Here is a 26,244-nt window from a genome sequence, read left to right on the forward strand (position 1 = left end):
ATGTATTTGTTTGAATAGACATTTTTGAACCCTTCCATGTGATGTTAGTTCAAATAATCGTGTAATCCACATGAAAAATGGAGTGAATATGAGTACAGGCAAACAAAAGCGCTCAAGCAAGTTGCTGCTCAATGCATGCACACTTGCCATGGGTGCAGCGTCAGCAACTGCTTACGCAGCAGATAAACCCAATATTCTAGTCATATTCGGTGACGACGTTGGTTATTGGAACTTAAGCACCTACAACCAAGGTATGTTGGCATACACCACGCCAAATATTGATAGCATTGCAACGGAAGGTGCGAAGTTTACCAACTTCTACGCACAGCAGAGTTCAACCGCAGGTCGTAGTGCTTTCATCACAGGTCAAATGCCGAAACGAACCGGTTTAAGTAAAGTGGGAATGCCAGGTGCACCTGAAGGCATCAGTGAAAAAGATCCTACTATCGCCACTATGTTGAAGCAACTAGGCTACGCGACCGGGCAGTTTGGTAAAAACCATTTAGGTGACCGCGACGAACATCTTCCTACCAACCACGGTTTTGATGAATTTTTTGGCAACCTATACCATCTGAATGCGGAAGAAGAGCCTGAGAATGTGGATTATCCGAAAGATCCTGAGTTCCGTAAAAAGTTTGGCCCTCGTGGTGTTATTCACTCTTATGCTGACGGCAAAATTGAAGATACGGGCGCGCTCACTCGCAAACGCATGGAAACCGTAGATGGCGAATTCCTCGATGCCGCCGAATCCTTCATTGAGAAGCAAGTGAAAGCGGATAAACCTTTCTTCACTTGGTTCAACACGACTCGTATGCATAACTTTACCCATGTGCCTGAAGAGTACCAAGGCAAAACGGGTGCTGGTTTCTATGCTGATGGCATCAAGCAACACGATGACCAAATCGGTCAGCTACTCAAGAAAATCAAAGATCTTGGCGTAGACGATAACACCATCATCATCTATACCACCGACAACGGCCCAATGATCAATTTATGGCCTGACGCGGGCATGACGCCATTCCGTAGTGAGAAAAATACGGGCTGGGAAGGTGGCTTCCGAGTTCCGGCCATGATCAAATGGCCAGGCAAAATCAAACCGGGAACTACACTCAATGGCATCGTTTCTCTGGAAGACTTCTTCCCGACGCTGGTCGCAGCTGCGGGTAACGATAAAGTCAAAGACGAGTTACTGAAAGGCAAGAAAGTCGATGGTCAATCCTACAAAGTCCATTTGGATGGTTATAACCAACTGCCTTACTTCACCGGAAAAACTGAAGAATCCGCACGGAAAGAGTTTGTGTACTGGAGTGATGATGGTGATTTGATGGCGCTGCGTTATGGCCAATGGAAGTTCCATTTCATGATCCAAGAAACGGAAACTGGGCTAGATATTTGGCGTAAACCATTAACTAAACTGCGTATCCCACTGATCTTTGATCTCAGCATCGACCCATTCGAGCGTGGCGATACGGGGATCGGCTACGACCAATGGATGTATGAAAGAGTCTTCTTAATGGGGCCAGCCTCAGCGAAAGTGGGCGAAATCATGAATTCATTCAAAGAATTTCCACCTCGCATGGAAGCCGGTAGCTTTGTTCCTAAGTAACCGTTGAGTTCATTTCATTTTGTTTGGCGCTCTACGGAGCGCCATATTTTCTATTCACCAAGGAATTATGAATGGCTAAAACCTCAATGCAAACATCAACTCTGCTCGATCTTGTGCCGCTGAAAACGGCTTACAAAGATCTCAGCACGCAACCCACTTATCAACGCCGCTTCCACGTTATGGCTAAGCCAGGTGGAGCAAAATGTAACATTGACTGCCAATATTGCTTTTATCTGCACAAAGAGAATCTACTCCACCAGCCTAAACAACCAATGATGGATGATGAAACTCTTGAAGTCTTCGTGAAGAGCTATATTGAGAGTCAAGATGGTGATGAAGTCGTCTTCTCTTGGCAAGGCGGGGAACCTACCCTGCTGGGCTTGGACTACTTTCAAAAAATCGTCGAACTGCAGAAAAAATACCAACCTAAAGGCGTTCGTATCGAGAACGACCTACAGACCAATGGCATCCTTCTGAATGATGAATGGTGTCAATTTCTGGCAGAGAATCACTTCCTTGTTGGCCTTTCTATCGACGGGCCAGAAGAGATCCACAACAAATATCGTGTCACCCGCAGCGGCAAACCGACCTTTCATCTGGTGATGGCCGCGGTAGAAAAAATCAAAGCTCACGGTGTTCGTTTCAACGCACTGGTCACAGTCAACCGTTATAACGTCAAATACCCACTTGAAGTCTATCGTTTTATGACCCGCGAGCTGGGCGCGACTTACGTGCAGTTTAACCCTGTGGTTGAACCGAGTGATTTCAAGACCACCGCGCCACAATTCTGGAATCAAAGCATGATTCCGGTTGTCGGCAGTGAGTTAGCCAAACCGGGGCATCCTATGTCCATAGTGACCGATTGGTCGGTGGATGCCGATGACTGGGGACAATTCCTGATCACCATTTTTGAAGAATGGGTGAACAACGATTTAGGCCGAGTGCTGGTTAATCTTTTTGAAACCGCCGTCGCGCAGGTGATGGGGAAACCTGCACAACTGTGCACCTCTGCAGAGTTTTGTGGTAAAGGACTCGCCATCGAACACAACGGGGATGTGTTTAGCTGCGATCACTATGTGTACCCAGAGTACAAACTCGCCAATGTAAAAGAACGTCCACTCAACGAGATGGCATTTTCGATAAGACAGCAAGCGTTTGGCATGGCCAAACGAGATTCACTGCCGAAATACTGTAAAGCGTGTCCTTATCTGAAACTTTGCTGGGGAGAATGCCCTAAAAATCGCTTGCTAAAAACGCCAGACGGTGAAGAAGGGCTTAGCTATTTATGCCCAGGTATCAAAGCATTCTTCGACTATTCACTGCCAATGCTGACAGGCTTGGCCGTACTTCTAGGACAGCAAAATGGAACAAACCAATAAGCAACCGAGCAGTCATGAACTCAATAGTGCACATCATGATGTCATCAAATTATTGAATGCCATTGAGTCACAAGTAGTTGGTCAACGAACCGTCATCCGCAGCTTAATTTTAGGCCTGCTTTGTAGTGGACATGTGCTGTTGGAAGGCTTACCGGGCACCGCTAAAACGCGTTCGGTAAAAGCATTAGCCAATGCGCTTTCCATTTCTTTTGGACGCATCCAGTTCACGCCGGATCTGTTGCCTTCCGATGTCACCGGAACCGAAGTTCTGCAAGAAACCGAAGGCAAATCTTCGCTGCATTTTCAACCTGGCCCGGTCTTCAATCAGATCGTTCTGGCGGATGAAATTAACCGCGCACCCGCCAAAGTACAGGCTGCCTTATTAGAAGCAATGGCCGAAGGCACAATTACCGTGGCCGGACAAACTCATACCTTGCCCGAGCTGTTTATGGTTCTGGCAACCCAAAACCCAATTGAGCAAGAAGGCACTTACCCTCTGCCCGAAGCACAGATGGATCGCTTTCTGATTAAAGCCTTGGTTGAGTATCCCGACAAAGAAGCCGAGCGCGACATCATTCGTCTGGTTCGCCAGGAAGAAAACGGGGTATTTGCTAGTGAGCCGCAAGCCAATATCACCATAGATCCGGCAAGTATTCTTCAAGCCCGTCAACAAATTGCAGCCTTGTCACTTTCAGACATGGTGGAGAGCTACATCATTGAATTGGTGATGGCGACTCGCAATCCAGAGCACTATACACACTCCAAACTCGCCAACTGGCTCACGATGGGTGCAAGCCCACGCGCTTCCATCGCGTTGGATAAATGCTCACGCGCTCTGGCATGGTTAGAAGGTCGCGATCATGTCTTGATTGATGATGTGCGCGAAGTCGCCTCCTTGGTTCTCGGGCATAGACTCAGCCTTTCTTATGAAGCACTGGCCGAAGGTATCAGCCAGCAAGATGTCGTCACCGAATTGCTTGATGTAGTCAACATTGGGTAACTACGATGAGTAAGCCCCACGTCACCCATGATGCTCGAATCCATGTCACTTTGCCGCAATTAGTGCGGCTGCAAAACCAAGTGACACAAGTGAAACTCTTGAGTGCTCGCTACTCAAGAGCGCACTTGTCGGGTCGTTATCAATCGCATCAGCGTGGTCGGGGTCTGAACTTTGAAGAGCTTCGCCATTACCAACTGGGGGATGACATTCGCCAAATGGACTGGAAAGTCACTCAGCGTACGGGGAAACCCCATGTGCGCAGCTACACCGAAGAGAAAGACCACCAAGTGATCGTCTGCGTTGACCAGAGAAGTTCGATGTATTTCGGCTCAGTCCGCTATATGAAATCCGTCGTAGCGGCAGAAATCGCCGCCTTGGTGAGCTGGCTTGCTCTTGCCAACAACGACCGAGTGGGCTTTTTGATCTCAAGCTGCCAAGCACTCCACTGGGCATCAGCAAAACGGGGAAACACGAATTTCCTGATGGGGCTAAGCCAGTTGGTTTCAGCAAATCAAGCTCTTAGCGCAGCAAGTCAAGATAGCGAAACCGTGGGATTTCGCCTATGGATGGAGAAACTCAGCCAGCGCAGGTTAAAAGCGGCTACTTTGGTGATTATCAGCGATTTTTCCGATGCGGATGACCAGTCACTCAAGCAGCTCAAATACCTACAGCAACACAACGATGTGCTGTCGATTTTCATCTCCGATCCTTTGGAAATTAACCTGCCCGAGCAGCAGCTCAATTCCACTTGGGTCGTGGGCGACGGGAGATACCAACTCGCACTGCAAAAAGGCCGGCAAACGGTAGAGGTCAACAAGCTGCTACACGCTCGTTACGTTGAGAAACAAACTCATCTCAAAAGCCTGATGGCCGCACAAAAAATGCCGTTTATTGAAATCAATACTCAAGGTGATCACTTGGTGCAGTTAGCTCAGATGCTGAGGGGGATTCAATGAATCCAACGCCGCCAAGCAGTTACATGCTGCGTGAATTGAAGGACGTTCCCCTCCCCGATACGGTTAGCGGGTGGCCACAAACCCTTGGCTGGCAACTGTTGTTACTGCTTGTCGTGTTTCTTGCGTTTTTTTTCATTTATCAGAAAGCGAAGCTTTGGTGGCATAACCGTTATCGCCGAGAAGCGCTGGATGCTTTGCTGCGCTTATCCCCCAACGATGCATTGTGGCCGCGTAAGATGCTCCAAATAGTGAAAGCCGTGATGGTGTATCTTGACCCGAAAAATGCCGCGATTTATGGCCAACCACTCCTGAACCAAATGGATCACTATCATCAAGGCGGTTCGAACATAGCGAAAAACGCACACTTTACGCAGTGGGTCGTTTGGCTGGAAAACCCTCAATCGCCGACTCCGGATTTTGCCGTACTGAGCAAAGAGATCAACGCGTGGCTGACACACCACCCATTGCCGGAGAAAGCAGAATGACGCAGCTTGAGTTTGCTTATCCTTGGGCTTTTGCTTTGCTTCCTTTGCCGTTATTGGTCTATTGGCTGGTTCCAGCTTATCGCAGCCGCGAAAATGCCATCAAGGTGCCTTTCTTCACTCAAATCCTTGAAGCGCTCGATGAGACACCCAAAGTGGCAGCGGGCTTACTCAATGCGAGTCATTGGCAGCACATTGCCCTGATTGTGTCATGGCTGCTGATGGTTACTGCACTGGCCAAACCCAGCGTATTAGGTGAAGTGCAAACCAGAGAGGCATTCGGACGTGATGTACTCATGGTGGTTGATCTTTCTGGCTCAATGGAAGAGAAAGATTTTGCCACTGAATCAGGTGAGCAATTATCGCGTTTAACCGCTGCTAAAAAAGTGCTGCGCGATTTTGTCACTCAACGCCAAGGCGATCGATTTGGTCTGATTCTGTTTGGCGATGCAGCTTTCATCCAGACTCCTTTCACTGCGGATCAAGAGGTATGGCTCAATTTATTGGATGAAGCAGAAACGGGGATGGCGGGACAAAGCACCAACTTGGGTGATGCCATCGGTTTAGGCATCAAGGTGTTTGAACAAAGCCCCGCTACTTCTCAAGATCAAATCATGCTCGTGTTGACTGACGGAAATGACACAGGCAGCTTCGTTTCCCCCGTTGATGCCGCCAAAATCGCGGCAGCAAAAGGCATTCGTATTTATGTGATTGCGATGGGCGATCCAGAAAATGTTGGTGAACAACCGTTGGATATGGATGTGGTGAACCGCGTTTCATCCCTTACCCAAGCCCGATCTTTTGTCGCTATTGATCAGCCGCAGTTAAACGAGGCATATCAGGTCATTGACCAGCTTGAACCACAAAAATACAGCAGCGAATCGTATCGCCCAAAATTGAGCCTACATCACTACCTGATTGCGATGGTTCTGGTGTTATATCTAGTGCTCTTTAGCTGGATGACATTACAGCAGCTCCGAAATAAAAAGGAGACGCAAAATGAATAGTTGGCAGATGGAGTTTCAATTGTTGTCACAGTTTCATTTTCTGCGACCCACTTGGTTATTGGCACTGCTCCCGCTACTCATCATTCTCTATCTGCGTTGGCAAAGAGACGAAGGCGGGCAGCAGCTCTCTTTCTTTCCAGAGCATCTACGCCAAGCGTTGACCCTCAACCAAAGGGGTTGGAGTAAGCAATTACCACTCAAAATGCTGATTGTGATGGTGGTGATAACTGTGATTATTTGTGCCGGTCCCGCTTGGCAGCGAGAAGCTTCGCCTTTTGGCGAAGACAGCGCTTCCTTGATGGTACTGCTGGACAGTAGCGAATCGATGCAACAAAAAGACATTGCACCCGATCGGCTGACCCGCAGCAAACAGAAAATCCTCGATTTAACCGAGGCGCGCAAAGGTGGCAAAACGGGGCTGATGGTTTTTGCTGGCAGTGCGCATGTCGCCATGCCACTCACCAGTGACAATCGTGTTTTGCAACCCTATTTGGCCGCAATTAACCCCAATGTCATGCCTGTTGAGGGCAAAGCCGCGCAATCTGCGTTGAATTTGCTGCATAAACAGCTTCCACCGTATGTAGGTAACACACTTCTGCTGGTGACTGATGGCGTTGGTAACGCCACCATTGAGGCGTTCAAAAACTATTTTGCGGATAATCCCTATCAATTACTGATTTTGGCAGCGGGCAATCCTGACATTCAAGCGCAAGTACCTCTCGACTTGGCTTCGCTCCAACGTTTGGCTGATAGTACAGGTGGAACCTTAGTTTCGCTCAGTCTGGACGATAGCGATATACGGACTTTGGAGAGCAAAACGGAGCGATTTCGCATGCTGAACAGTGAATCCAGTATGCCTTGGCAGGATGAAGGTTACTGGCTGATTTGGCCGTTAGCCCTGATTACTTTGCTTTGGTTCCGCCGTGGCTGGCTGGTGAAATGGGGGCTGATGTTTGCGCTGCTCATCCCCACTATGGCTCCGGAAACCGCTTACGCAGAAATCACCGCCTCTGTTGCCCAGTCCGAACAGCAAACCGTTGAGGTGAGTCTTTGGGATAAAAGCTATCAATGGTGGTTGGATTTATGGCTAACGCCGGATCAACAAGGGCAATGGTGGTTCACGCGGGGAGAATACCTGAAAGCCGCTGCGGCTTATCAATCCCCCATCAACAAAGGTATCGCCTATTACTACGGCAGTGAGTTCAGACTGGCTCAAGCGGCGTTTATGCAAAGCGACACCGACCTTGGGCGATATTACGCAGCCAGTGCACTGGCCAGACAGCGCGAGTATTTGGCGGCACGTAGGTTATTAAAAACCCTTGCTGAAAAAGAAACGCTCGAATCGGATCTAAAAGCCGATATTGAACATAACCTCAAGGTGATTGAAGGCTTAATTGGTGAAATCAACCAAGCCAGTGAGTCACAAGCCAACAGCATAGGCGATCAAGAAACCTCCATCGAATTACCGGAAGACCAACCACAAACTGCTGAAGGTGCTGACGAAAAAACCACGCAAGACAAAATGATCCGCGACACACTTAGTGCCGACCAAATTTTGGGCGATCCACAGTTAGCGCAAGTTTGGTTAAAGCGTGTCGAAGCCAACCCACAGCGGTTTTTACAAGCCAAATTTCAGCTACAAACTCTGAAACGAAATGAAGCCGAAGAAGGAGAACAGTAATGAAGCGATTTTTACTCCGCATCTTATGTCTTCTTATTTTTTGGTCACCGCTCAGCATTGTTCAGGCGCAGGAGACTTCATCTACTGTCGAAGTGAAATTGAAAACTTGGCTCGGCGATGACCCGGAAAATACGGTGGATGTGTGGGCACCTACCCAACAAATTGTGCTGCACGTCGAAGTGTCCACCAACACTTGGTTCACCTCTGGCACCCAAATCAAAGGCATCGAGATTCCCGATGTATTAGTCAAGCAGCGCAATACGTTTGCGGTAAATTATACCGAACGAGAAAACGGCCAAACTTGGTCTAAACAGCGCTGGGAAATTACCCTCTATCCGCAAAAAAGTGGTGATTTCACGGTTCCTGTGGCGCAAGTCATCACTCAAGTGGCTGATAAGAACAACCAGAAAAAAGCGGTCACTCTTGAAACCACGCCCATGCCTTTTCACGTCACTCTGCCCAGCCCTGAACTGGATGCTTCAAAACATTGGTTCGCCGCATCCGATGTGAAAGTCACTCAAGAGTGGAGTGATGACGAAACCCAACCACTCAAGGCGGGTGACAGCATTACACGAACTATCACGATCGAAGCGAACGACTCGCTGTCGGTACTCTTGCCGTCATTAATGAATGCAGAAGCCTCTCCATCATGGAGTGCTTACCCTGATGCCCCTCAGTTAGTCGATAAGCAAAACCGCTCTGGCTACATTTCTGAGCGCACCGAAAGCCAGACTTATGTACTGCTGAACGGGGGTGATATTGAGTGGCCGACCTATGAATTCTGGTGGTGGAATACTAAAACCGAAACTTTAGAAAAAGTCTCACTGGAAGGTAAAACCCTTCATGTGCAACACACCTTAGCGTCATGGCTGCGGTATTACGCATGGGAACTTGGCGCTATCTTGCTGAGCATAATCGCGACTCTAGCCATGGTGATTTGGCTAAAACGCTATTACCAAACACACCCTACTCCAGCTTGGTTTGAATTTTATCAGTCGCTACGCCGCAAAGAGTGGTCGCGCAGTCGCATGTTCTTGTACCGAAAGCTGAATACCCAAGAACAGTCTGTAGCATTGGTTAAACACTCTCCAGAACCGCGCTGGCAACATCATGCAGTGAAGGTACAAGGGGAAGACGCTTCCCGACGTGATTTCGTTTATTTGTGGCGATACATCAAGAAGCAACGTTATCGCTTCACGCTACCCAAAGCATTACCGGAATTACATCCATCTGAATCTTCGGATTCTTAACTCCATTCTATTTTTACCGTTGGCTAAATAAGGAGACATCTTGTGAATATTTTACCTCTACAGCGCTACGCGGTTGCCTTACTCCTCGGCTTTGCATTTATTGCTCAAGCCAGTGCCGCCGCCAAAGATCCGCTTCCTTCATGGAACGACAGCGCGGCAAAATCATCGATTATTGAGTTTGTGCAACAAGTGACGGATAAAAATTCTGAGCACTTTGTACCGCAGGAAAAGCGTATCGCGACCTTTGATAACGATGGCACGTTGTGGTCGGAACAACCAATGTACTTTCAAGTTCAGTTTGCCCTAGATCGCATCAAAACACTGGCGCCCAAACACCCTGAATGGAAAACCGAAGAACCTTACGCCAGCATTTTGAAAGGTGATTTGAAAAACCTGCATACCGAAGATTTGGTTAAAGTGCTCTACGCCACTCATGCAGGCATGACCACAGACGAATTTGATGCCATTGTGAAAGAGTGGATTGCGACCGCCAAACACCCCACAACAGGTAAAAAATACTCCGAAATGGTTTTCCAACCTATGCTAGAAGTGCTCGACTATCTGCGCGCCAACGGTTTTAAAACCTTTATCGTGTCTGGTGGCGGTACTGGTTTTATGCGTGCGTGGGCAACCGAGGTTTACCAAATTCCGCCAGAGCAAATTGTGGGCAGCACCTTTGAAACCGAGTTTGTGATGGTCGATGGCAAACCTGTGCTAAACCGCTTACCCAACATGCTGGTGAACAATGATAAGACGATGAAAGTACAGGAGATTTACGAACGCATTGGCCAACGCCCGATTGCCGCATTTGGTAACTCAGATGGTGATTTAGCTATGTTGCAATGGACAGCTGCGGGCGAAGGTCTGAGTTTGCCAATGTACATTCACCACACCGATGACAGACGTGAATGGCGTTATGACCGCGAGTCGCATATCGGTAAATTGGATAAAGGCCTTGATGAAGCGAAAGCGAAAAACTGGCCGATGGTGGATATGAAAGCGGATTGGAAAACTATCTATCCGCACTAAGTTTCTATCGCTTTGAACATCTATCGTTAAAGTCATCCAACCTTAAGCCCAGTCGATAACAACTGGGCTTTTTATTCGCCATTTTCTTTGCACGCTAGCTCATGTATCACTTAACTTTCTCTACCGTTCGCCTCTTATTTGCCACCTATTGCGTATAATTTATGTTCATGTATCTAAAACCTTAGCTTTCCTTGGTTGTTATTGCTTTGGCAAAGCAGGATAATGCTGGGATCGGAATCAAACATTTATATAACTATGACCGAATATATTTTGTTGTTAATCGGCACTGTGCTGGTGAACAATTTTGTACTGGTGAAATTCTTGGGCTTATGTCCTTTCATGGGCGTATCGAAAAAGCTAGAGACCGCAATTGGCATGGGGTTAGCGACAACCTTCGTCCTGACCTTGGCCTCCGTTTGCGCCTATCTGGTGGAAAGCTACGTGTTACGCCCACTAGGCATTGAGTATCTGCGTACCATGAGTTTTATTTTGGTGATCGCTGTCGTGGTACAGTTCACCGAAATGGTCGTGCACAAAACTAGCCCGACACTCTATCGCTTGCTAGGGATTTTCCTGCCGCTGATCACCACCAACTGTGCGGTGTTAGGTGTTGCACTGCTCAACATCAACGAAAATCACAACTTCATTCAATCGATCATTTATGGCTTTGGCGCAGCAGTCGGCTTCTCTCTAGTGCTGATTTTGTTCGCTTCGATGCGTGAACGGATCCATGTCGCCGATGTCCCCACTCCCTTCAAAGGCGCATCCATTGCGATGATCACCGCAGGTTTAATGTCTTTGGCCTTTATGGGCTTTACCGGGTTGGTGAAACTGTAATGAGTACCATAGTCATCGCTGTTCTTGCTCTGGCGGCATTGGCCGCCGTGTTTGGAGCCATACTGGGTTTTGCTTCGATCCGCTTTAAGGTTGAGGCAGACCCCATCGTTGATCAAATTGACTCCATCTTGCCGCAAACCCAATGTGGCCAATGCGGCTACCCCGGATGTCGCCCTTACGCCGAAGCCATTGCCAATGGCGATGCGATTAACAAGTGCCCTCCTGGTGGTCAAGCGACCATTGAAAAACTCGCTGACCTAATGGGTGTCGAAGTACAAGACTCCGCCCATGATCTGGACAACAAAGTCAAAATGGTCGCCTTTATCCATGAAGACATGTGTATCGGTTGTACCAAGTGTATTCAGGCTTGCCCGGTCGATGCGATTGTGGGCGGTAACAAAGCGCTGCACACGGTGATCAAAAATGAGTGTACGGGTTGTGACCTGTGTGTCGCACCCTGCCCGACAGACTGTATTGAAATGATCCCGATACAAACCACGCCAGAGAGCTGGAAGTGGCAACTCAATGCCATCCCTGTGGTCAATGTGACCGATTCTGCGCCTGCTGCGCAGAAGAGTGTGAATTAAGGATTGGTATGCTGTCATTAATCGAACAAATCAAATCAGGCAAGCTTTGGGACTTCCCCGGCGGCATTCATCCATTTGAAAATAAACATCAATCCAACCGTCAGCCGATTATCAATGCGAGCATTCCGAATGAGCTGGTACTGCCGCTCAAACAGCACATTGGTAAGGCAGGCGATTTGCTGGTTAAAGTGGGCGACCGTGTCTTAAAAGGCCAGCCGCTGACGCAATACACTTCGACCTTCATGCTGCCGATTCATGCGCCGACTTCAGGCGTCATTAGCGCTATTGAACCGCGTACGGTGGCTCACCCTTCCGGTTTGAGCGAGCTGTGTATTGTACTGACACCAGACCAACAAGAAGAATGGTTCGAATTGCAGCCACAGCCGGATTATCAACAGTTGTCACCCGAGACACTGTTGGAGCTGATCCGTCAGGCTGGTATTTCAGGCATGGGCGGTGCAGGTTTCCCAACCGCGAAGAAACTGCAATCTGGGCTATCACGCACCGAGATTTTGATCATTAACGCCGCCGAGTGTGAGCCTTATATCACCGCAGATGATGTGTTAATGCGTCAATATGCCCAAGAAATCATTCAGGGCATCGAGATTGTTGAGCACATTTTAAAGCCCAAACTGACCATCATCGGGATTGAAGATAACAAACCGGAAGCCGTTGCTGCGCTGCAACAAGCCGCGCAAGATAAGCCGATGGTGATCCGCGTTATCCCAACCAAATACCCGTCAGGCGGTGAGAAGCAACTCATCAAGATCCTGACTAACTTGGAAGTTCCGAAAGGCGGCATTCCTGCTGATATTGGTCTGTTGGTACAAAACGTCGGTTCTTTACAGGCGATTGCGCGCGCCATTTTGCATGGCGAGCCACTGATCCGCCGCGTTGTAACGCTCACCGGTGATTGTTTCCGTAAGCCGCGTAACGTTTGGGCGCTGCTCGGCACTCCAGTACAAGCTCTGCTCAATGAGTTTGGTTACAAGGTTGATAAAAAGCTACCGCGCCTAATCATGGGCGGCCCGATGATGGGTTTCACCCTGCCACACGCGCAAGTACCGATCACCAAAACCGCTAACTGCATTCTCGCGCCAACACGCAATGAGTTAACCAGCAGTGATCATGAAATGGCCTGTATTCGCTGCGGTCAGTGTGCGGATGCTTGCCCGGTTTCATTGTTACCCCAGCAGTTACAATGGCATGCCAAGGCGCAAGAGTTTGATAAGTGTGAAGAGTTAAATCTTAAAGACTGTATTGAATGCGGTGCCTGTGCCTACGTCTGCCCAAGTGACATTCCTTTGGTGCAGTATTATCGCCAAGCCAAAGCGGAAATTCGCACCCGCAGTTTAGAAGCGGAAGCCGCTGAACGCGCTAAAGCGCGCTTTGAAGAGAAAAAAGCGCGGATGGATCGCGACAAAGCGGAACGCGAAAATCGCTTCAAGCAAGCGGCGGAAGATCGCCGTAAAGAGATGCAGCAGCAAGGAGGCTCCGATGCCATTGCCGCTGCGATTGAACGCGTTAAAGCGCAAAAAGCGCAGCTTGAGCCAGCCGATAACAGCGTAAAACCTGCGATTGCGGCGGCGATTGCACGCGCCAAAGCCAAACAGGCAGAAGCTGCACAAAGTGGCGCAAGTGAGCCGGATAACAGTGAAATGGCGAAACTGCGTGAAGAGCGTAAACGCCAAGCTCGGGAACGCAAAGCGGAAAAAGGCGAACCGACAGAAGCACAAGCTCCAATCAGTGATGACGCGAACGACAAAAAATCTGCCGTGGCTGCTGCTATCGCTCGTGCCAAAGCACGTAAAGCGGAGCAACAAGACGAAACAGAGCAAAGCGAGACTCAGCAAGCCGAAGTCGCACCAAGCAATGACGATGCCGATCCGAAAAAAGCTGCGGTAGCTGCCGCCATTGCTCGCGCTAAAGCACGTAAAGCCCAGCAGCAAAACGAAATGGAGCAAAGCGAGACTCAGCAAGCCGAAGTCGCATCAAGTAATGACGATGCCGATCCGAAAAAAGCTGCGGTAGCCGCCGCGATTGCTCGTGCTAAAGCACGTAAAGCCCAGCAGCAAAACGAAACGGAGCAAAGCGAGACTCAGCAAGCCGAAGTCGCATCAAGTAATGACGATGCCGATCCGAAAAAAGCTGCGGTAGCCGCCGCGATTGCTCGCGCTAAAGCACGTAAAGCCCAGCAACAAAACGAAACAGAGCAAAGCGGGACGGAGCAAAGCGATGCCGTACAAGTTGAAGGCGCGCCAAGCGATGACGGCTCCGATCCGAAAAAAGCTGCGGTAGCCGCAGCGATTGCTCGCGCTAAAGCACGCAAAGCCCAGCAGCAAAACGAAACGGAGCAAAGCGAGACTCAGCAAGCCGAAGTCGCATTGAGCAATGACGACACTGATCCGAAAAAAGCCGCAGTTGCCGCTGCTATCGCTCGTGCTAAAGCGCGTAAAGCCGCACAACAATCATCTAATTTAAACGCTGAGGAGAATGACTAGTGGCCTTCTTTATTGCTAGCTCCCCACATTTACGAAGTAAACGTAATACTGCCGATGTCATGCGCTGGGTATTGGCCTGTGCTGTGCCGGGCCTGATTGCCCAAACCTACTTTTTTGGCTACGGCACACTGATTCAATTACTGCTGGCTATCTCAGTCGCCGTGGCGCTGGAAGCAGGAATAATGCTACTGCGTAAACGCTCCCCCGTATCCGCACTACGCGACTACAGTGCAGTTGTGACGGCACTGTTGTTAGCCGTGGCCATTCCGCCGCTTTCACCGTGGTGGATTGTGGTCATTGGTTTGATCTTTGCGATCGTAATAGCCAAACATCTTTACGGTGGACTTGGGCAAAACCCATTTAACCCCGCCATGATTGCTTACGTGGTACTGCTCATCTCCTTCCCAGTAGAGATGACCAGCTGGATTGCACCAACCGAGCTGAATGCCGAACCCAGTTCGCTGGTCGATTCGGTATCACTGATTTTCGGTGGCTTTAACAGTGATGGGCTGTCGTTACAGCAAATCCGCACCGGTATTGATGGCGTAACCATGGCAACCCCACTGGATGCCATCAAAACCTCGCTCAAAGCGGGGCACACCATGAGTGAAACCTTAACTCAGCCTCAGTTTAGCGGTTTTGCGGGTATCGGTTGGGAGTGGGTCAATATTGCCTATCTGCTCGGCGGCCTGATGCTGCTGAAACTGCGTATCATACGTTGGCATATTCCGGTGGCAATGTTGGCAGGTTTAGTCATCACGTCGCTACTCGCTCAGCTCTTTGCTCTGGGGACAACCGCTTCGCCCGTTATCCATCTTTTATCAGGCGCGACCATGCTCGGCGCATTTTTTATCGCAACCGATCCAGTCAGTGCCAGCACCACAGACAAGGGACGCCTGATTTACGGTTTCTTCATCGGTGCTATGGTGTTTATCATTCGTAGCTGGGGTGGTTACCCTGATGGTGTTGCGTTTGCAGTGCTGCTCGCCAACATGTGCGTACCACTGATTGATTACTACACCAAACCCAGAACTTACGGACACTAAGAGCGCGACTTATGCTGACAGCAATTCGAAAAAATGGTCTGATTCTCGCCGTCTTTGCCTGCGTTTCTACTGGCTTGGTCGCGCTGACGTACGCTTTAACAGCTAACCAAATTCAACGGCAAGAACAGAAGCAACTGCTGCAAGTTCTGAACCAAGTGATCCCACATAAATACCACGATAACTCGCTAGCAGAAGCCTGCACCTTGGTGAACGATGCCGAACTTGGCACACCAAAAACCATGCATGCTTATCTGGCTAAACGGGGGGGAGAACCAAGCGCCATTGCGATTGAAACCATTGCACCCGATGGCTACAACGGTGAAATCAAACTGATCGTCGGTATCGCCAATAATGGTTCAGTGCTGGGTGTGCGTGTGCTTGCTCACCAAGAAACACCAGGATTAGGCGATAAGGTTGATTTACGTATCAGTAATTGGGTATTAGGATTTAACGGTCAACAGGTCACCGCAGATAACCAAGATGACTGGAAAGTACGTAAAGATGGTGGCCAGTTTGATCAGTTTACTGGCGCAACCATTACACCGCGCGCGGTCGTACAAGCCGTGAAAAAAGCGGTGATGTATGTGAACCAGCATAAACAACAGCTGCACAGTCAGCCTAATCCGTGCGAGGGTCAATAACATGAGTGAAAACAGAACTCTGATGTTAAATGGAATGTGGAACAATAACCCGGCCTTAGTACAATTGCTGGGGTTGTGTCCACTGCTGGCAGTCTCTTCTACCGTCACCAATGCGCTCGGGTTAGGTATCGCAACCCTACTGGTATTGGTTGGATCCAATGTGACAGTATCTCTAGTGCGTGACTATGTGCCAAAAGAAGTGCGCATTCCCGTCTTCGTTATGATCATTGCATCGCTGGTGACTTGCGTACAACTGCTGATGAATGCTTATGCCTACGGGCTTTACCTCTCACTCGGCATTTTTATTCCGCTGATTGTGACGAACTGCATCATCATTGGTCGTGCCGAAGCTTTCGCTTCAAAAAATGATGTCCTGCCTGCCGCATTAGATGGATTTTGGATGGGACTCGGTATGACTTCCGTGCTAGTCGTACTCGGTTCATTGCGTGAAATCATCGGCAACGGCACTCTATTTGATGGCGCCGATCTGCTTCTTGGTGAATGGGCCAAAGTTTTGCGTATCGAAATCTTCCATTTTGACAGCAGCTTTTTGCTGGCACTCTTACCTCCCGGTGCCTTTATCGGTGTTGGCTTCTTGATTGCCGCGAAAAGTGTGATTGATAAACACATTGCGGCACGCCAACCAAAACAACAAAAGCAAGCCATAGAGCGCGCACGAGTGACCAATGTCTAACCTTGTAAAGGAAGCCAACCCGTCTAATGAATAACGCGAAACGGATTGAAATTTTAGAGCGCCTGCGGGCTAACAACCCAAAGCCAGAGACCGAACTAAACTGGAGTTCACCTTTTGAGTTGTTGATTGCGGTATTGCTCTCCGCACAAGCGACCGATGTTAGCGTCAACAAAGCCACCGATAAACTGTATGCGGTAGCCAACACTCCACAAGCCATGCTCGATCTGGGTGTTGATGGAGTCAAAGAGTACATTAAGACGATTGGCCTGTTTAACTCCAAAGCAGAAAACGTCATCAAAACCTGCCGTATTTTGCTTGAGAAACATCAAGGTGAAGTACCGGAAGACCGCGAAGCGTTGGAAGCTCTACCTGGTGTTGGGCGCAAAACCGCCAATGTAGTACTGAACACCGCCTTTGGCTGGCCAACCATTGCGGTGGATACCCATATCTTCCGAGTTTCCAATCGCACCAAATTTGCGGTCGGTAAAAACGTTGATGAAGTAGAACACAAGCTACTCAAAGTGGTTCCGAGCGAGTTTAAGCTCGATGTACACCACTGGCTGATCCTGCACGGGCGTTATACTTGCATTGCACGCAAGCCGCGCTGTGGCAGTTGCATCATCGAAGATCTTTGTGAATTCAAAGAAAAAGTGTACCCAGAAAGCTAATTTCCCAGAAACCGTTATCCGGAAAGTAAGGAGCCTTTATGTCAAACCACCGTATTTTGCACACCATGCTACGTGTCGGCGATTTGGATAAATCGATCGAGTTTTACACCCAAGTCATGGGCATGACTCTACTGCGTAAAAATGAGAATACCGAATACAAGTACACCCTCGCCTTCTTAGGTTATGGTGATGAATCACAAGGAGCCGTGATTGAGCTGACCTACAACTGGGGTGTGGCTGAGTATGAAAAAGGCAATGCATTCGGCCATATCGCGATTGGTGTTGACGATATCTATGCCACTTGCGACATCATCAAAGCCGCAGGTGGCATCGTTACCCGTGAACCAGGGCCTGTAAAAGGCGGTACCACGCACATCGCTTTCGTCAAAGACCCTGATGGTTACATGATTGAACTCATCCAAAACAAGCAAGCGACAGCGGGTCTTGAAGGTTAATTCAACGTTTTTCATCCCTATACCGCCACCATTGGCGGTATTTTTTAGGGTAATAGCAAGCCATCTTCTTAATAAATCGTCATAGGTAGGGTTTCACACCTGAGTACGACCTAGCGAAATCACCACCCTGCGGTTTTTGTCTTTGCCAATCGGTGAAGCGTTATCGGCAATCGGCCGACGTTTGCCATAGCCTTGCACCTGAATTCGATCTTCCGGCAAACCGATGGATTTAAAATATTCCCTCAGCACTTCAGCACGCTTTTCAGAGAGATTTTGACTGTTGTTGTTAGTGTCGGTTGAATCGGTGTAGGTCGATACCAGCACTAAATCAATATCGGAGTTATAACGTACATATTCGGCAATTTGAGCTAAGCGCTTTTGCGAAGCTTTGTTCAACTCAACGCTATCGCCTTGGTCGTAATGCAAAATTGTGAACGAAATATCCTCGAAACTGTAAGGCAGTAACTTGGAAATGCAGTCACTAAATTCGTTGTAAGGTTGCTGGAAGAGCACCGCAGACAGCGCTACTTCGATGCGTTGATCGCGACTTTGCCAATCTTGATAGCTGAAGGTTGGGTAGCGCCCTTTTTCAAGCTCACTCAACAGTGACCACGCCGTTTGCCCGCCAATATAGCCATCAAACTGCTTAAAGAATTGTAGATTGGTAATGCGATCTGCCGCCTCACCGGGGCGCCAAATCGGTGGCATAGACACTAAGCTAACGTTACGAGTATCGCCCATCGGACGGCGCATTTTCAGTTCAAAATCGAGGTTGATTTTTTTACCAGCACGAGAAGAAAACTCGGCATCCCCATAGTTAGGGATCGGGTGCACAAGGCGGCATTCCAACGGCGTGTTGGTTTGCATTTGCCACGTAGATTGCTGTGGTGTTGCCACATAACGCACCTCCAACGCCAAAGCAGCTGGCGCTGACAACGTGCTCAAGGCAAACAAACTTGTGATAACCCATTTATTCATAAATACTTTTTCTCACTACTGGTACTGCATGCTCAGGTGGAGGTTTGCCACCTGCGAGACTTGATGATTTAGATGCAAAAATCTAGCCAGCGCGATAGTAACATGGATAACGATAAACGGAATTGACTCTCGGTTAACCGACTAAACCTTCAGCAGTCAAACACAACCGATCCTCTTTCTTGAGCAATTAATTGCCTTGATTTGAATAGGCTAGGTTTTTCTCCCGAGCAGAATCTGCAATAATGCCAGCCTTATCACACAATTTAGAACCCGCATGACTGATAAAAATGACGCGCAGACCCTGAGAAAACGCTTTCGCGGTTATTTTCCTGTGGTTATCGATGTAGAAACCGCAGGATTCAATGCTCAGACGGATGCCCTTCTTGAAATTTGTGCCGTTACTTTGAGTATGGATGAAAATGGGGATTTGCACCCAGCAAGTACGATTCATTTTCATGTCGAGCCTTTTGAAGGCGCTAACCTTGAAAAAGCCGCATTGGAATTTACTGGGATTTATGACCCATTCAGCCCACTGCGTGGCGCCGTCACTGAAGATCATGCTTTAAAAGAAATTTATAAACTGGTTCGCAAAGAACAAAAAGCCGCAGACTGCAGCCGCGCCATCATTGTGGCGCATAACGCGCATTTTGATCATAGTTTTGTGATGGCGGCGAGCGAACGTTGTAAATTAAAACGTGTTCCATTCCATCCTTTTGCCACGTTTGATACTGCGGCTCTGAGTGGTCTTGCTTTCGGGCAGACCGTGCTTGCCAAAGCGTGTAAAACCGCAGGGATGGAATTTGACAATCGCGAGGCACATTCTGCCTTGTACGATACCCAAAAAACTGCAGAGCTGTTCTGCACCATTGTCAACCGATGGAAGGCTTTAGGTGGCTGGCCATTGGTCAATGATAATGAGGACAATAACAATGATGCCGACTTAGATTGAAGCTCGCTGCTGCGTATGAGCTACTTCAACAGGTAAGGCCAATCCCCACATCACCTGTTTTTCAGGTAGGCAGGGGAAACACACAACATCCCGAGAAAAAATATGAATCCAGTAGTCATTTCCGTTTGTGTCATGCTGCTGCTAGCCCTGATGCGGGTGAACGTCGTGGTTGCTTTGACGTTCAGTGCCATCGTTGGTGGTTTAGTCGCAGGTATGAGTTTAAATGATACCGTTGCCGCTTTTGAAAGCGGTTTGGGTGGCGGAGCCACTATCGCCTTAAGTTACGCTATGCTCGGCACCTTTGCCGTCGCGATTTCTAGATCGGGCATAACCGACTTACTCGCGCAAAGTGTGATTCGTCGCATTCATGGTCAAGAAAACCATGTGGCTTCTACGGGCCTGAAATACGTTGTGCTGATTTCATTGCTGCTCATGGCAATGGCATCACAAAACGTTATTCCCGTGCATATCGCGTTCATCCCGATTTTGATCCCACCTCTATTGGCCGTGTTTGCCAAGCTCAAGCTCGATCGCCGCTTAGTCGCGTGCGTACTGACTTTTGGTTTGATCACCCCTTACATGGTACTTCCAGTCGGTTTTGGGGGCATTTTCCTCAACAACATTCTGCTGAAAAACCTGCATGACAATGGATTAGAAGCCATCACCGCCAGCCAAGTGCCAACAGCGATGATTCTGCCTGCGATTGGTATGATCTTTGGTCTATTGCTAGCGGTCTTTTTCAGCTACCGCAAACCTCGTGAATATCAAGAAACTGAGTTGACAGTGGTTCTGCAAGACAGTTTTGCGATCAATAGCAAACACATCGCCATCGCTGGAGTAGGGATTGTTGCCGCATTGGTCGTGCAGTTGTTTACGGGTTCAATGATTATCGGTGCGCTTGCGGGCTTTATGGTCTTCACTTTTGGTGGCGTGATTGCGTGGAAAGAGACTCATGACGTGTTCACCAAAGGCGTACACATGATGGCGATGATTGGCTTTATCATGATTTCTGCGGCCGGTTTTGCGGCAGTGATGAAAGCCACAGGAGGCGTTGAAACGTTAGTCGCCTCACTATCCACCAACATTGGTGATAACAAAGCTTTAGCGGCTCTACTGATGTTAGTCGTAGGCCTACTAGTGACGATGGGAATTGGTTCCTCTTTTTCAACCATTCCGATTCTCGCCACCATTTATGTGCCGCTCTGTCTTTCGTTTGGTTTTTCTCCAATGGCAACCGTGGCTCTCGTGGGTACCGCTGCTGCGTTAGGTGATGCTGGTTCTCCAGCTTCAGACTCAACGCTAGGCCCAACCTCTGGCCTCAATGCAGATGGTCAACACGAGCATATTTGGGAAACCGTGGTGCCAACCTTTATCCACTACAACCTGCCGCTCATTGTCTTCGGCTGGATTGCCGCTATGGTGCTGTAACTACAGCGTAGTGAGAAATTACACCTACAAAAAGGCTTCCCTCGGGAAGCCTTTTTGTTATCGAGCTGCGATTAAATCATTACACTGAGAGCGCCTATGCGCCTTCATTGTGCAGTTCTAAATTCGCCAGATCTTGCAAAATTTCACGCTGTACCTTGGCATCATCACTGCGCATCGATTCTAGGAAATCCAAGTATTGCTGATCGATATCGCCCGTCACGTATTCACCGTTGAACACTGATGCTTCAAACTTCACGATATCTGGGTTGCCACAGCGTACCGCGTCCACCAGATCATCGATCGTTTGGAAAATCAGTGCATCCGCACCTATTTGCTTACAGATCGCGTCATTGTCACGACCGTGAGCAATCAGTTCATTGGCACTTGGCATATCGATGCCATACACATTCGGGAAACGAATTTCAGGCGCCGCAGAGACGATGTACACCTTCTTCGCACCAGAATCACGAGCCATCTCGATGATCTGCTCAGATGTCGTGCCACGCACGATTGAGTCATCCACCAACAGTACATTCTTATCTTTAAACTCTGAGCGAATGGCATTGAGTTTACGACGTACGGATTTCTTACGTTGCTGCTGACCCGGCATGATAAAGGTACGACCAACATAGCGGTTTTTCACAAAACCTTGACGATATGGCTTCTCAATCGCCTGAGCGATTTGCAATGCGATATCACACGACGTTTCCGGGATTGGAATCACGACATCAATATCGAGATCGCTGTACTCATTCTTAATGCGCTCACCCAAGCGATTTCCCATTTCTACGCGCGCGCTGTAGACCGAAATTTTGTCGATGAAAGAATCTGGACGCGCAAAGTAAACAAATTCAAAGATACATGGGTTCAGAGCTGGGTTATCCGCACACTGCTTGGTGTAAAGCTCACCATCAAAAGTGACATAAATCGCTTCACCTGGTGCCACATCTCGCACAAAGTCAAAACCCACAGCATCCAGTGCCACCGATTCTGAAGCCACCATGTATTCATGTTGACCATTGGTTTCACGCTTACCGAGGCACAATGGACGAATACCGTGTGGATCACGAAATGCAATCATACCGTGACCGATGATCATGGCCGCCACCGCGTAAGCACCACGAATGGTACGGTGCACATTACTAACGGCGCGAAACACATCATCCACAGTGACGTTGCCTTTTACTGTGTCAATCTCATGAGCCAGCACATTGAGCAACACTTCCGAATCCGATGTGGTATTGACATGACGGCGGTCTTTTTCAAACAGTTTTTGACGAACTTGATTCGCATTGGTCAAATTGCCGTTATGAGCAAGTGTGATACCGAAAGGAGAGTTGACATAGAAAGGTTGAGCTTCTGAGGCGCTAGAGCTGCCTGCGGTAGGGTAACGCACATGACCGACTCCAACGTTGCCCTGCAGGCGTTGCATGTGTTTCGCTTCAAAGACATCCTTGACTAACCCGTTTGCCTTACGCAGACGAAAACGATTGCTTTCTATGGTACAAATACCCGCGGCATCTTGGCCACGATGCTGCAACACAGTCAAAGCGTCATAAATTGACTGGTTTACAGGCGTTGTTCCCACGATTCCAACAATACCACACATGTCCTAATCCTCGATTTCAACCGTCTCCGGCGCTAAATTGCGCCAGAGAGAAAACTTGATGTTGCTTTTAGGTGTTCAAAGAACGGAGCAATAATGCGACTAAATTCAGGCACTAACTGCGAACTCTTCCACCACTCTGTATTTGGAAATGCGGTAAACGCATCCATGAAGAACAGACCTGCTGCGACAATCAATACTCCGCGTAGTGCACCAAACACCACACCGAGAATTCTGTCGGTTCCTGATAGTCCTGTTTTTTCGACTAGCTGGGCGATCACGTAGTTAACGATAGCACCCACGATTAAAGTCGCCACGAACAGAGCCGCGATGGCCGCTCCATTACGGAACATATCGTCTTTAATGTTGGTGAAGTACACCGCCAGTTTGGCGTAGTACTCAGAAGCAATATAAAACGCCCCAAACCAAATCACTAAAGACAAGGCTTCTTTCGCAAAGCCGCGAACAAGACTGATCAGCGCAGACAGGCCGATCACACTTAAAATGACAATATCTAACCAGTTCATGAGTTCTTACATCTTAAGTTGGCGCGCATTTTAACAGAAAAAAATGCCGCGCAAACGTTTTCTTATGGGTTTAGTGGTTTAAATTTGAGCAATTGACCTTTGGCGCCAGTAATTTTTTCTAATTCCTGTAGCTGAGTTTCTAGCTTAGATTTCGAAACATCGGGACCAATAATCACTCGGGTAAAATCATTCTCTTGTTTAACATGCGCTTGATAGCCACGTTTTTGTAAATCTGCGACCACACTACGCGCATTGTCCGCATTCTTAAGCGCCATTAACTGAATGATCCAAGCCGAATCTTGGTAATCGTTGGTTTCTGGCACTTTCGTCGCCGTAACCGGTACCTGCTCCACCACTTTTGCAGGTGGTGGATTTTGGGGTACAGAAGCGGTGCTTGCTGGTACAGAAGGGGGTTCAGTACCCGTTTGAGTGACGGACACCGGTGCTTCGGGCAGCACAATGGTATCTTGAACGGGATCCTGCACTTCAAACTTTTCGACTTCACCTTCTAGCTGCGGTTTGATAGGAATGCTAGCGATCTCTTCTTTAAAGTGCGTTTTCTTACCATCGAGCACATCGGGTAAAACAATCACACCGATCGCCACCAGCACTATGGTACCAACTAAACGGCTTTGAAATTTACTGGCCATCTACTCTCCTCTCTTCTGCCAATGCTCTAACACTTCACCTACAGTGTGGAAAGAGCCAGCCACCACAATGACATCTTGTGCTGAAGCTTGTGTCAACGCGGCTTCAAATGCCGCTACCGGATTAGCATATTGAATATTGCCTGCGGGTAAATACTGGCAAAGCTGCTCCGCCGTTGCAGCGCGAGGGCCAGACAGAGATGCAGGATACCAATGTGTTACCACTGGATTCAGTTCCATCACTGTCGAGGCGATGTCTTTATCATGCAGCATACCTAACACCAAATGGATTACTCGCTGCGGATAACGCTGCTTGAGTTGTTCCACTAAATAGTGTGCAGAATGCGGATTGTGCGCCACATCCAACACTATGATGGGTTCACGGCTAATCAGCTGCATGCGTCCGGCCAATTGAGCATGACGTAGCCCTTCAACAACATCAATGTCACTGATTTCTAGCCCAGAGCAGCCGAGCGCCATCAGAGCCGTCGCGGCGTTGGGTAAAGGCAATGACGGAATGGGCAAGTCCGTTAACTCAAAGCGCCCACTGCGCCAGTGCCAAGTGGTTTCTGAGGTTTTTTCGTAGCTGAATTGGATTTCAACTTGATGCAGTTTGGCACCAATATCATCAGCATGCGCCGCAACCGTCGCAGGCGGTTTAGGTTGCCCACAGATCGCAGGTTTACCTGAGCGGAAGATTCCCGCTTTTTCATAACCAATGACAGTAATATCGTTGCCTAGCCAATCAGTATGATCTAGCGCTAAGCTAGTAATCACACTGACATCGTGATCAACAACGTTGGTGGCATCAAGGCGACCACCGAGCCCCACTTCGAGCAGCAATACATCAACTTTCTGCTGTTCAAAAAGGTAAAGTGCAGCCAGTGTGCCAAATTCAAACAAACTTAAGCTCACTTCTCCACGCTCTTGCTCAATGTGCGCAAATGCTTGGGTGTGCATCTCATCAGGCAGATCTTTCCCATTGATGCGTACGCGCTCGTTATAACGAATTAGATGAGGGGAGCTGTACACGCCGACAGAATAGCCAGCTTGAAGCAAGATCGCTTCCATGAGTGCACAAGTGGAACCTTTACCATTGGTACCTGCCACTGTAATTACGGTTGGTGCAGGTTTGGTCAGTTTGGCTTTTTGAGCGACGGCTTGAACACGCTCTAAGCCGAGATCGATTGCTGAGGTGTGTATGTGGGCTAAATAATCAAGCCACACCGCGAGTGGAGATGTGGCTTGAGGAACTGGCTTATTAGTCATCTAACGTGCAACCATAGAATTCGGTGGTTTAGTTAGCGCTTACTTTACCCTTTTTTGTTGGCTTCTGGTACCGCATAAGGCGCTTCATTTGGCGTGCCGTTCACAGAAACTACTAGCGGAGAGGTTTGGCCCGTCATTTTAGCCAATAGGCTAGAGACACGTTGGCGCATATCACGGCGATCAACGATCATATCAATCGCACCGTGCTCAAGTAAGAATTCGCTGCGTTGGAATCCTTCAGGCAAGTCTTCACGAACGGTTTGCTCAATCACACGACGACCTGCAAAGCCGATCAGCGCTTTAGGTTCACCTATATTGATATCACCTAACATCGCTAAACTGGCCGATACACCACCCATGGTTGGGTCTGTCATGACCGAAATGAACGGCAGTCCTTTATTCGACAAACGCTCTAACGCCGCGCTGGTTTTTGCCATTTGCATTAGAGACATCAACGCCTCTTGCATACGTGCACCACCACTGGCTGAGAAACAAACCAAACCACAGTTGTGTTCAATCGCCGCTTCAACCGCGCGAACAAAGCGAGCACCAACTACAGAACCCATTGAGCCTCCCATGAAGGAGAACTCAAACGCACAAGCAACAACAGGCACATCGAGTACAGAACCCTTCATTACCACCAGTGCATCTTTCTCACCACTGGCTTTTTGCGCAGCAACAATACGTTCTTTGTAGCGCTTAGAATCTTTGAATTTCAGTTTATCTTGCGGCTCAAGCTCTTCACCCAACTCAAAACGTTCACCTTGATCAAGAAACGTTTCCAAGCGGCGGCGCGCTTTCATGCGCATGTGGTGATCACACTTAGGACAAACTTCTAGGTTACGCTCTAATTCCGCGTAATAAAGCACCTGTTCACACGATGTACACTTAGTCCAAACACCTTCTGGAATAGAGGCTTTGCGTGAACTACCAATGTTGCTTTTCTCTAAAATTTTTTCGAGCCAACTCATGGAAGACCTTTTACTCTCAATCTCCCACCATCAGCAGGAGAGATAAATTC

Annotated in this window: 25 protein-coding genes; 19 read left to right on the forward strand and 6 right to left on the reverse strand. The window is 48.6% G+C overall.

All coding sequences use genetic code 11. The annotated features are described in order from the left end of the window. The first annotated feature begins 88 nt into the window (after positions 1-88). From VOA_RS11455 to gloA, 17 genes are all read left to right on the forward strand, one after another. Positions 89-1,606, forward strand: coding sequence for an arylsulfatase (locus VOA_RS11455; protein WP_000103099.1), 1,518 nt, complete (start codon positions 89-91; stop codon positions 1,604-1,606). A 71-nt stretch (positions 1,607-1,677) separates the two neighbouring features. After that, positions 1,678-2,985, forward strand: a complete 1,308-nt coding sequence (locus tag VOA_RS11450) for an anaerobic sulfatase maturase (RefSeq protein WP_001140797.1) — start codon at positions 1,678-1,680, stop codon at positions 2,983-2,985. Beyond that, positions 2,969-3,985 (forward strand): AAA family ATPase, encoded by a 1,017-nt coding sequence (locus tag VOA_RS11445; protein ID WP_000438470.1) that lies wholly within the window; start codon positions 2,969-2,971, stop codon positions 3,983-3,985. Before VOA_RS11450 ends, VOA_RS11445 begins: the two co-directional genes overlap by 17 nt. A gap of 5 nt (positions 3,986-3,990) precedes the next feature. Next, positions 3,991-4,941 carry a DUF58 domain-containing protein gene (locus tag VOA_RS11440; protein ID WP_000042565.1) on the forward strand — a complete coding sequence of 317 codons (951 nt, stop codon included), beginning with the start codon at positions 3,991-3,993 and terminating at the stop codon, positions 4,939-4,941. Continuing rightward, entirely contained in the window at positions 4,938-5,426 is a 489-nt protein-coding gene (locus tag VOA_RS11435; RefSeq protein WP_001070162.1) for a DUF4381 domain-containing protein, read from the forward strand. The genes VOA_RS11440 and VOA_RS11435 overlap by 4 nt, the downstream gene beginning before the upstream one ends. Further along, a complete protein-coding gene (locus tag VOA_RS11430; protein ID WP_000192600.1) occupies positions 5,423-6,430 on the forward strand; it encodes a VWA domain-containing protein in 1,008 nt (335 codons plus the stop codon). The genes VOA_RS11435 and VOA_RS11430 overlap by 4 nt, the downstream gene beginning before the upstream one ends. Beyond that, on the forward strand, positions 6,423-8,111 hold the full coding sequence (locus VOA_RS11425; protein WP_001089758.1) for a vWA domain-containing protein: 1,689 nt from the start codon (positions 6,423-6,425) through the stop codon (positions 8,109-8,111). Before VOA_RS11430 ends, VOA_RS11425 begins: the two co-directional genes overlap by 8 nt. After that, complete coding sequence (locus VOA_RS11420; protein ID WP_000819635.1) at positions 8,111-9,361, forward strand: BatD family protein; 1,251 nt, start codon at positions 8,111-8,113, stop codon at positions 9,359-9,361. The genes VOA_RS11425 and VOA_RS11420 overlap by 1 nt, the downstream gene beginning before the upstream one ends. Before the next feature lie 42 nt (positions 9,362-9,403). Continuing rightward, positions 9,404-10,390, forward strand: coding sequence for an HAD family hydrolase (locus VOA_RS11415; RefSeq protein WP_001023814.1), 987 nt, complete (start codon positions 9,404-9,406; stop codon positions 10,388-10,390). A gap of 255 nt (positions 10,391-10,645) precedes the next feature. Further along, on the forward strand, positions 10,646-11,227 hold the full coding sequence (gene rsxA, locus VOA_RS11410; protein ID WP_000141447.1) for an electron transport complex subunit RsxA: 582 nt from the start codon (positions 10,646-10,648) through the stop codon (positions 11,225-11,227). Then, positions 11,227-11,814 (forward strand): electron transport complex subunit RsxB, encoded by a 588-nt coding sequence (rsxB, locus tag VOA_RS11405; protein ID WP_000104489.1) that lies wholly within the window; start codon positions 11,227-11,229, stop codon positions 11,812-11,814. Before rsxA ends, rsxB begins: the two co-directional genes overlap by 1 nt. 8 nt (positions 11,815-11,822) lie before the next feature. Continuing rightward, on the forward strand, positions 11,823-14,315 hold the full coding sequence (rsxC, locus tag VOA_RS11400) for an electron transport complex subunit RsxC (protein ID WP_000949739.1): 2,493 nt from the start codon (positions 11,823-11,825) through the stop codon (positions 14,313-14,315). Continuing rightward, the gene (rsxD, locus tag VOA_RS11395) at positions 14,315-15,361 is read left to right on the forward strand and encodes an electron transport complex subunit RsxD (protein WP_000863722.1); all 1,047 of its coding nucleotides are present in this window, start codon (positions 14,315-14,317) and stop codon (positions 15,359-15,361) included. Before rsxC ends, rsxD begins: the two co-directional genes overlap by 1 nt. A gap of 11 nt (positions 15,362-15,372) precedes the next feature. Next, positions 15,373-16,002 carry an electron transport complex subunit RsxG gene (rsxG, locus tag VOA_RS11390; protein WP_000954374.1) on the forward strand — a complete coding sequence of 210 codons (630 nt, stop codon included), beginning with the start codon at positions 15,373-15,375 and terminating at the stop codon, positions 16,000-16,002. 1 nt (position 16,003) lies between these two features. Continuing rightward, positions 16,004-16,696: an electron transport complex subunit E gene (locus VOA_RS11385; RefSeq protein WP_005511140.1), complete on the forward strand. Its 693-nt coding sequence runs from the start codon at positions 16,004-16,006 to the stop codon at positions 16,694-16,696. A 26-nt stretch (positions 16,697-16,722) separates the two neighbouring features. Continuing rightward, entirely contained in the window at positions 16,723-17,364 is a 642-nt protein-coding gene (gene nth, locus VOA_RS11380; protein WP_001057748.1) for an endonuclease III, read from the forward strand. A gap of 38 nt (positions 17,365-17,402) precedes the next feature. Then, positions 17,403-17,819, forward strand: a complete 417-nt coding sequence (gene gloA / locus VOA_RS11375; RefSeq protein ID WP_000064971.1) for a lactoylglutathione lyase — start codon at positions 17,403-17,405, stop codon at positions 17,817-17,819. Positions 17,820-17,912: 93 nt separating this feature from the next. Here gloA and motY read toward each other — a convergent pair whose 3' ends face one another. Beyond that, positions 17,913-18,797, reverse strand: coding sequence for a flagellar protein MotY (gene motY, locus VOA_RS11370; protein WP_001045953.1), 885 nt, complete (start codon positions 18,795-18,797; stop codon positions 17,913-17,915). A gap of 274 nt (positions 18,798-19,071) precedes the next feature. On the opposite strand from motY, the gene rnt reads away from it, so the two are divergent. Next, positions 19,072-19,746, forward strand: a complete 675-nt coding sequence (gene rnt, locus VOA_RS11365) for a ribonuclease T (RefSeq protein WP_000130235.1) — start codon at positions 19,072-19,074, stop codon at positions 19,744-19,746. Between the two features lie 102 nt (positions 19,747-19,848). Beyond that, complete coding sequence (locus tag VOA_RS11360) at positions 19,849-21,174, forward strand: Na+/H+ antiporter family protein (protein WP_032468177.1); 1,326 nt, start codon at positions 19,849-19,851, stop codon at positions 21,172-21,174. 94 nt (positions 21,175-21,268) lie between these two features. On the opposite strand, the gene purF is transcribed toward VOA_RS11360, so the two are convergent. The 5 genes from purF to accD form a co-directional block, all read right to left on the reverse strand. Beyond that, on the reverse strand, positions 21,269-22,783 hold the full coding sequence (purF, locus tag VOA_RS11355) for an amidophosphoribosyltransferase (protein ID WP_000334232.1): 1,515 nt from the start codon (positions 22,781-22,783) through the stop codon (positions 21,269-21,271). A gap of 32 nt (positions 22,784-22,815) precedes the next feature. Beyond that, on the reverse strand, positions 22,816-23,307 hold the full coding sequence (locus tag VOA_RS11350; protein ID WP_001104250.1) for a CvpA family protein: 492 nt from the start codon (positions 23,305-23,307) through the stop codon (positions 22,816-22,818). A gap of 62 nt (positions 23,308-23,369) precedes the next feature. After that, positions 23,370-23,957: an SPOR domain-containing protein gene (locus VOA_RS11345; RefSeq protein WP_000157048.1), complete on the reverse strand. Its 588-nt coding sequence runs from the start codon at positions 23,955-23,957 to the stop codon at positions 23,370-23,372. After that, positions 23,958-25,223 (reverse strand): bifunctional tetrahydrofolate synthase/dihydrofolate synthase, encoded by a 1,266-nt coding sequence (gene folC, locus VOA_RS11340; RefSeq protein WP_000182631.1) that lies wholly within the window; start codon positions 25,221-25,223, stop codon positions 23,958-23,960. Between the two features lie 44 nt (positions 25,224-25,267). Beyond that, positions 25,268-26,194: an acetyl-CoA carboxylase, carboxyltransferase subunit beta gene (gene accD, locus VOA_RS11335; RefSeq protein WP_000118588.1), complete on the reverse strand. Its 927-nt coding sequence runs from the start codon at positions 26,192-26,194 to the stop codon at positions 25,268-25,270. Positions 26,195-26,244: the final 50 nt, after the last annotated feature.

The sequence above is a fragment of the Vibrio sp. RC586 genome, from assembly GCF_000176715.1.
GTDB lineage: Bacteria > Pseudomonadota > Gammaproteobacteria > Enterobacterales > Vibrionaceae > Vibrio.